6 protein-coding genes and 1 pseudogene are annotated in these 5,858 nt (G+C 32.8%); 3 read left to right on the top strand and 4 right to left on the bottom strand.

Annotation, left to right across the window (positions count from 1 at the left end; genetic code table 11):
- From ACH2CG_RS04835 to ACH2CG_RS04825, 3 genes and pseudogenes are all read left to right on the top strand, one after another.
- Window positions 1-422: pseudogene (locus ACH2CG_RS04835) on the top strand (tRNA threonylcarbamoyladenosine dehydratase); the annotation flags it as partial.
- A 104-nt stretch (window positions 423-526) separates the two neighbouring features.
- A complete protein-coding gene (locus tag ACH2CG_RS04830) occupies window positions 527-1,183 on the top strand; it encodes an HAD family hydrolase (protein WP_395062757.1) in 657 nt (218 codons plus the stop codon).
- A gap of 9 nt (window positions 1,184-1,192) precedes the next feature.
- A complete protein-coding gene (locus ACH2CG_RS04825) occupies window positions 1,193-1,849 on the top strand; it encodes an HAD family hydrolase (RefSeq protein WP_395062755.1) in 657 nt (218 codons plus the stop codon).
- Here the strand turns inward: ACH2CG_RS04825 and ACH2CG_RS04820 are convergent.
- The 4 genes from ACH2CG_RS04820 to ACH2CG_RS04805 all read right to left on the bottom strand — a co-directional run.
- Window positions 1,846-3,306, bottom strand: a complete 1,461-nt coding sequence (locus ACH2CG_RS04820; RefSeq protein ID WP_395062753.1) for an FAD-binding domain-containing protein — start codon at window positions 3,304-3,306, stop codon at window positions 1,846-1,848. The genes ACH2CG_RS04825 and ACH2CG_RS04820 overlap by 4 nt on opposite strands.
- A 106-nt stretch (window positions 3,307-3,412) precedes the next feature.
- Window positions 3,413-4,699, bottom strand: a complete 1,287-nt coding sequence (locus ACH2CG_RS04815; protein WP_395062751.1) for a cryptochrome/photolyase family protein — start codon at window positions 4,697-4,699, stop codon at window positions 3,413-3,415.
- 77 nt (window positions 4,700-4,776) lie between these two features.
- Window positions 4,777-5,475, bottom strand: a complete 699-nt coding sequence (locus ACH2CG_RS04810; RefSeq protein ID WP_395062750.1) for an SDR family NAD(P)-dependent oxidoreductase — start codon at window positions 5,473-5,475, stop codon at window positions 4,777-4,779.
- 42 nt (window positions 5,476-5,517) lie between these two features.
- Window positions 5,518-5,858 (bottom strand): cell division inhibitor (locus ACH2CG_RS04805; RefSeq protein WP_395062748.1); only part of this gene is annotated, 341 nt, incomplete at its 5' end.

Here is a 5,858-nt window from a genome sequence, read left to right as displayed (position 1 = left end):
TTTTATCTCCAGAACGCGCTTTTGAAATTGTTGAGGAAAAATATGATTACGTTTTAGATTGCATCGACAGCGTAACTCCCAAACTTAATTTGATAATTGGCGCCAAACGCAAACGTGTAAAAATCATCTCAAGCATGGGCGCAGGTGGAAAAATGGAAGCAGCAAAAGTGAAAGTTGCCGACATCACAAACACCGTAAATTGCATGTTTGCCAAAACCATCAGAAGACGATTAAAAGAGTTTAAAATAGATAAATTAAAAGTGGTTTTCTCATCAGAAATTCAGGACGAAAGCAGCTTGAAGATGACCGATGGTTCTAATTATAAAAAATCATTTTATGGCACAAACAGTTATATGCCAGGACTTTTTGGGTTGTATATGGCTGAAACTGTAATTCGTTATATAATAAAAAAAGAAATGTAATACCACAATGTTGTCATTTGTACGTAAGAGAAATCACATTATTTAACACTAGTTTCTAAACGTTAAGTGATATATTTTTCGTTGAAATGAAAAAAAACAAAAAAATGATACATACTGTAATTTTCGATATGGATGGCGTAATTGTAGATACCGAACCTGTGCATCGTTATGCCTATTTTAAGCATTTTGAGGAATTAAATATTTCGGTTACTGAGCCACTTTTTGCTTCGTTAACAGGAAACTCAACACGAAACGTTTTTCAAAAATTGAAAGAACTTTTTACTTTACCGTATGAGGTTGAAGATTTAATTCAAAGAAAAAGAACACTTTTTAATGATGCTTTCGATACCAAGACCGATTTGTATTTACTGGAAGGTGTAGAAGAATTAATTAAGGATTTACATCATAATGGAATTCAGTTAATTCTTGCTTCTTCAGCTTCAAAAGTTACTATTGACAGAGTTTTTAAACGTTTTCAATTGAATCAATATTTCACTGATATTGTTAGTGGTGAAGATTTCCCCAAGTCAAAACCACATCCTGCAATTTTTGAACATGCTGCTTCTTTATCAAAAGCACCAATAAATGAATGTATCGTTATAGAAGATTCTTCTAACGGAGTTGAAGCTTCGGTTGCTGCCGGCATTTTTTGTATTGGTTACAATAGCGAACATTCTAAACTGCAAGATTTATCGAAAGCTCAATTGATTATCAATCATTTCAACGAATTGTCATCCAAAAAAATTAAAAATTTAAAATAAAATAATCCCATGATTAAAACCGTAATTTTCGATATGGATGGTGTGTTAGTCAACAGCGAACCTTTGCATCATGAAGTAAGTTTTGCACAGTTTCAAAATTTGAATATCGAAGTAACTAATGAAATTTATTCAACTTTTACTGGTAATTCTAACAAAATGATTTATCAAAAAATCAAAGATAGATTTGGACTTCCGCACGCAATTGAGGACTTGATTTTACAAAAAAATACACTTTTCATTGAAGCTTTCGACAAAAGTGAAAATTTGAATTTGATGCCAGGCGTAAAAGATTTAATTGTAAATCTATACAATAACGGAATGCAGTTGGTTGTAGCTTCATCCTCTGAAATGCAAATTATCAACAAGATTTTTGAGCGATTTGATTTGAATCACTATTTTACACACAAAGTGAGTGGTAATGATTTTCCCGAATCGAAACCCAATCCAGCTATTTTCTTAAAAGCTGCTGAATTGGCAAAAACTAATGTTGAAAATTGTATTGTTATTGAAGACAGTACTAACGGAATAAAAGCAGCAAATTCAGCTGGAATATATTGTATTGCTTACAAAAGTGAAGGTGTTGATAATCAGGATCAATCGTTGGCAGATGTTATTATTTATGATTATAAGGAACTAAATTTTGATAAAATAAAGAATATAGTTTAACTAGCTTCTCTGTTAGGCAATGTATGTTTTTCTAGAATGCGTTTTCCGTCTTTTTTTACTTCATCCTTTTTTCGCATAGACCAAAAGAAATCGCTTGAAAAACGTCTTGCTTCTTCAAGATTTACAATCGGAAATGGATAGTCTATTCCAATTTCGAAGTCGTACAACATTTGCTCTATTGGTGTTAATTTCCAAGGTTCGTGAATAAATTCAACTGGAATTTTGGTTAATTCTGGAACCCATTTTTTAATGAAAGTTCCGTCGGCATCATGTTCGTAAGAATTTTTTACAGGATTGTAAACTCGCAAGGTATTTACGCCGGTAACTCCTGCTTGCATCTGAATTTGTGGATAGTGAATTCCGGGTTCAAAATCTAGAAATTGTTGTGCTAAATGCGGACTACAATTTTGCCATGGTTGAAACATGTGATGTGTATAGAAAGAAACCACTAAAGCTCGCATTCTAAAGTTTAAATAGCCAGTTGTGTTTAAACATCTCATGCATGCATCAACTAATGGTACACCAGTTTTTCCTGTTATCCAAGCTTTGTGATAACGTTCGTTAACACCTTGATTTAGTTTTCTATAGCCTTTATTTACGGCTATAAATTCCATAGAACTTTCCATTTCAAACTTCTGAATAAAATGTGCTTGCCAACGCAATCGTGCTGCAAAATTATCAATTGGACGTTTGTATTTTCCTTTTTCACGAGTTTCCCAAGCTGCAGTATATACTTGTCTTATCGATAGATTTCCCCAAGCAATGTATGGGGACAATCGGCTGCAACCTTTTCTTGCCAATTCTGGTTTGGATATATGTTTGCTGTAATTTTCAACTCTTCCGTTTAAAAAACTATTCAAATACCTTATTGCTGTTGGCGTTCCACCTTTTTGAAAAGGTAAATTTGTATCTGTTTTTAAGGATGGAATTCTAAATTGATTTTCAATTTCTTCTAATTCTCTGTACTTGATAAAACTTCGGGCATTTGCATTAAGCGGTAAACTTTCCTTATCCATATAATCAGACCAAGTTTCGCGCCATGATTGACGATTTTTTAAACCGCGAATTACTCCGTTTGTTATAAATTCGTGCCAAACAATTCCGTGCTCTTTAAACAATTCTGCTACCGCCAAATCTCTGTCGTAAGTGAGTTTGATTCCAGTTTCCTGATGCGAAAAAACAGAGGTTATTGGAAGTAGTGCATTTAATTTTTCAAAAATAGAAACTGCTTCACCTTCTAAAATCAGAATCTGTGTATGAAATTGAAGTAATTCTTTTTGAAGCGCTTCTAATGATTGTTTTATAAAATCAAAATGACGTTGTGAGTAGTGGTAATCTTTCATCATACTTGGTTCAAATATGTAAAGAAGCACTACTTTGCCTGATGATGATAAAGCCGTGTGAAGTGCTTCATTATCATGCAATCGTAAATCTCTTTTAAACCAAACTATTTTCATGTTTTTATTTCTGAGTTTCTAAGATTCTTAGTTGCTTAGTTCCTAAGTTCCTTAGTTATGTTTTAAGTAATAATCTGCGCAATTATAACTGATAAAGGAGAACTTTTTAACCAACGGCTTCTTTATAAACTTTCAAGCATTTTTCACGTGCTTCTTTGTGTTCTACAATTGGCGCCGGATAGTGTAATGTTTCCAATTCTGGAATCCATTTTTTAATATATTTTAATTCTTTATCGAATTTTTTTACTTGTTCAGTAGGGTTAAAAATTCTAAAATAAGGCGCAGCATCAACGCCACTTCCGGCTGCCCATTGCCAGTTTCCAACGTTGCTTGCTTGTTCATAGTCTAATAATTTTGTGGCAAAATAAGTTTCACCCCAACGCCAGTCAATTAATAAATGTTTGCACAAAAAACTTGCTGTAATCATTCGTACACGATTGTGCATGTGGCCAGTTGCGTTTAATTCGCGCATTCCTGCATCTACAAAAGGATAACCAGTTTTTCCTTTGCACCATTTTTGGAATAAATCTTCGTTATTTTCCCAAACAATTGCATCGTATTTTGGTCGGAAACTTGATTTAGTTGTATGAGGAAAATGCCACAATATTTGCATAAAAAACTCACGCCAAATTAATTCTTTAAAGAACGTTTCATTCTTACTTTCAATGGCTTTACTAATCATTTTTCTGATAGAAACGGCTCCGAATCTTAGATAAATTCCGAGATAGGAAGTTTTATTTAAAGCAGGAAAATTTCTTGTTGCTTCATAGTTGTCAATTAGATTGTTTGAAATATCAAATGGTGTAACTTTTATAGAAGAAGTTTCAAATCCGATATCCGATAAACTAAGAAAAGGATAGGAGTGAAGCACTATTTTATGTAAATAATCTTCTGAATTATAGTTGATTAACTCAATTTGCTTAAATCGTTCCTTCCATTTATTAGAATATGGTGTATAAACAACATAGGGCGTTCCATCGTCTTTTACCACTTCGCTTTTTTCAAAAATAACTTGATCTTTACTTGTCTTGAATTCGATATTATTTTTCTTGAATAAATGGTATAAATCTAAATCGCGTTTGCGTGCATACGGTTCATAGTCGTGATTAGTATAAACCGATTTTATAATGTTTTCTGAAATTAATTTTTGATAAACATCAAATGGGTTTCCGTGAAAAATAGCTAGTGATTTTCCAATTTCCTGAAGTTGTTTTTGGATTTTTTCTAGCTGATTGTGAATAAAAGTTACACGTGCATCTTGTTTTGGCAATTGCGAAAGTATCGAATCATCAAAAATAAATATCGGAAGCACTTCTTCATCGGCACTTAATGCATGAAAAAGTCCAACATTGTCGTCTAATCGTAAATCGCGTCGAAACCAGAATATGTTCATTTAATTTTTGTTTAATGTGGTTTAAATTGTTTAAAAGTGGTTTAATTTTGTTTAAACTCTTAAATAAAATCAAACTTTTAACCATTTACTAATAAAGTTGACATTCCGCCATCTACATGGAAGATTTGTCCCGAAATCCAACTGCTTTTTTCAGATAATAAAAAACTTGCCATTTGCGCCATATCGTCTGATGTTCCAACTCGTTTTAGTGGATGACGTTGTGCCGATTTTTCTTTTTTATCGTAGTTGCTTAAAAACTTTTCTGCCAATGGCGTATCGGTTAGTGATGGTGCAATTACGTTTACTCTAATTTTTGGAGCATATTCTGCTGCCAATGCTTTTGCAAATCCTTCAATAGCACCTTTTGCAGCAGCAACACTAGTGTGAAATGGCATTCCCATACTTGCTGCAACCGAACTAAAAAGCACAATGCTAGATTGGTTGGAAGCCGTTAAATTGGGCAAAACAGCTTGGATTACTTTCACCAAACTTATGAAATTTATCTGTAAATCTTGTTCAAAAGCATCGGGTTTTAATCCACGAAATGGTCGCAAGTTAATGCTTCCCGGACAATATACTAATCCATCTATAACTTCTGGTAATTTGGAGGTGTCTAAAACATCTGTTGATGCATCAAACGGTAGATAAGTAACGTTTAATTGAGACAAATTTTCGTTGGTTCTTGAAGCTACAAAAACGTTATTTCCTTCTTGTAATTCTTTTGCAATGGCAAATCCTATTCCGTAAGATCCACCTATTAATAGTATATTTTTCATTTTATTTTGAATTTATTTTAGTTTCTTTCGATGCTTAGTTATTTATTTTTTTGAATTTTTATCATAGTATTCTCCAAACATTTCGATTAATTTTTTTCTTCTGTATTCAAAAATTTCATTCAATTTAGGTTTTACTAAAAACGGATGTACTAATTGACCAAGAATTCCCATTGGAACTTTATAATCTACAATATCTTCCATTTCTACACCACCAGGAATTTCTTTTATAAAATGTTTGTGATGCCAAAGTGCGTAGGGTCCAAAACGTTGTTCGTCTACAAAATATTTTTTATGCTCTACATGAGTGATTTCGGTAACCCATTTTACAGGAATTCCTAATACAGGAGTTACAATATATTGTATAATTTGTCCTGAAAACATTG

Source organism: Flavobacterium sp., from assembly GCF_043778725.1.
GTDB lineage: Bacteria > Bacteroidota > Bacteroidia > Flavobacteriales > Flavobacteriaceae > Flavobacterium.
This window is presented reverse-complemented; position numbering and strand designations above follow the sequence as displayed.